Below are 345 nucleotides of genomic sequence, written 5' to 3'. Positions count from 1 at the left end.
AGCCGTACATCTTCGAGATGAATTTATCGAGGAAGTCCACTTCGGTCAGGCCGCTAACGTCGTTCTTGGCCTTCTTTTCCCGCTTCTTACCGTTGCTTTCGCCTCGTTCACGACGTTGACCAGGCTGGCGTTCGCGAGGCTCGTCCGGTGCGTCCGACGGCGATGCCTGTGCAGGCTTGGCCGCAAGTTTTTTCAGCCGCTCAAGCAGGTTCGTCAGTCGCTCCAGTTCGTCCAGTTCGGCTTTCGTCAGCGGATCGATCTTTTCCAGGATCAGGGTGATTCGCCGGTTAACCGCGCTCAACGGTTCTTCATCCGTCAGCATCTCGTCCCAGCCGCCTTGGCGGA

Annotated in this window: 1 pseudogene; it reads right to left on the bottom strand. The window is 58.0% G+C overall.

Annotated features, from left to right (window positions below):
- Nucleotides 1-345, bottom strand: a pseudogene (locus ACW9IR_RS29770) (terminase large subunit domain-containing protein); the annotation flags it as partial.

Source organism: Pseudomonas sp. SDT291_1_S447, from assembly GCF_054070155.1.
This window is presented reverse-complemented; position numbering and strand designations above follow the sequence as displayed.